Origin of the sequence: Kitasatospora sp. NPDC049258 (assembly GCF_040678895.1) — a bacterium.
GTDB lineage: Bacteria > Actinomycetota > Actinomycetes > Streptomycetales > Streptomycetaceae > Kitasatospora.
This window is the reverse complement of record NZ_JBFAQT010000120.1, coordinates 1-1,006: the sequence shown is the minus strand read 5'-3', so window position 1 is coordinate 1,006 and position 1,006 is coordinate 1. Positions and strand designations below refer to the sequence as shown.

General features: G+C 72.9%; 1 protein-coding gene. It reads right to left on the bottom strand.

Annotation, left to right across the window (positions count from 1 at the left end; all coding sequences use genetic code 11):
* Window positions 1-1,006: condensation domain-containing protein (locus AB0K43_RS31480; protein ID WP_363645844.1), on the bottom strand; the 1,006-nt coding region annotated here is incomplete at both ends.

The following is a 1,006-nucleotide window of genomic DNA, read 5'->3' as shown; positions in this document are numbered from 1 at the left end:
CAACGGAATGTCCGCACCCGCACCCAGCCGCGACAGCAACGCCGCCACCGCCGCCTGCACCACCATGAACACCGTCGCCCCGCACTCCCGCGCCAACGCAGCGAGGGCGGCGTTCAGGTCGGCGTCCCAGTGGAAGGCCACCACCTCACCGCGGTGGCTCGCCTCCAACGGCCGGGGGCGGTCAGTCGGGAGCTCCAGCAGCTCCGGCGCGCCCGCGAGGGTCGAGCGCCAGAAGTCCAGCTGGGCGGAGATCAGGCTGCCGGAGTCCGCCTCGTCGCCCAGCAACTCCCGCTGCCAGAGCGAGTAGTCGGCGTACTGGACGGCGAGCTCCGGCCACTCGGGTGCCCGGCCGGCGGTCCGCGCCGCGTAGGCGGTACCCAGGTCCCGGGCCAGCGGGAGCATCGACCAGCCGTCGGCCGCGATGTGGTGCAGCACCACCAGCAGGACCGACTCCGCCGGCCCCTCCTCGAACAGCCAGGCCCGCACCGGCAGGTCCACCGTCACATCGAACGCACGGGCTGCCGCCTCGGCCAGGCCCTCGGATCCGGCCACCACGGCGAGCAGTTCGCCGACCTCGGCCGGCGGGACCACCTGCTGGCACGGCACCCCCTCGATCTCGGGGAACACCGTCCGCAGACTCTCGTGCCGCCCCACCACATCCCGCAGCGCCGAGCCCAGCGCCACCACATCCACCGCACCCGACAGCCGCAGCCCGATCGGAATGTTGTACGTCGAACCCGCATCCTCGAAACGGTTCAGGAACCACAACCGCTGCTGGGCGAACGACAGCGGCACCACCTCGGGACGCCAGGCCCGGCGCAGGCCGGTACGGGCCGTCTCCGCGCCCCCGAGCCGCTCCACCAGCCCGGCGACGGTGCCCGTCTCGAACAGGGCGCGCAGCGGCAGTTCCACGCCGAGTTCGGTGCGGATGCGGCTGACCAGGCGGGTGACCAGGAGGGAGTGGCCGCCGAGGGCGAAGAAGTTGTCGTCGATGGAGACCTGCTCC